Below are 317 nucleotides of genomic sequence, written 5' to 3' on the forward strand. Positions count from 1 at the left end.
CGGGCTTTGGTTCGGTGGGCGTGAGAGTGGGCCCTCCGCCGGGCTCGGGCGTCCCGCCGCCCCCTGGCGGGGGCGTCTCGCCACCACCACCCCCAGGCACAGGAGCATCACCGCCACCGCCCGAGCTCCCGCCGCCGCTGCTCGAGCCACCGTTGCCGGCCGGGCTCGTCGAGCTCCCAGCCGCGAGCGCGACCGTCCCGATTCCCGCAACTCCCATCAACCATAGCCACTTGCTCATCACGTACCTCGTTCCTTGTTCAAAGCACCACGTCATTCCCACCGAGCACCGCCCCGAACCCTCGTGCGAGGTCGTTCGG

Annotated in this window: 1 protein-coding gene; it reads right to left on the reverse strand. The window is 71.0% G+C overall.

Annotated features, from left to right (window positions below):
* A partial coding sequence (locus OEB96_RS00175; protein WP_266213352.1) for a hypothetical protein occupies positions 1 to 238 on the reverse strand: 238 nt, incomplete at its 3' end.
* Between the last annotated feature and the right edge of the window lie 79 nt (positions 239 to 317).

The sequence above is a fragment of the Paraliomyxa miuraensis genome, from assembly GCF_026337845.1.
In the GTDB taxonomy this organism is placed as follows: domain Bacteria; phylum Myxococcota_A; class Polyangia; order Nannocystales; family Nannocystaceae; genus Paraliomyxa; species Paraliomyxa miuraensis.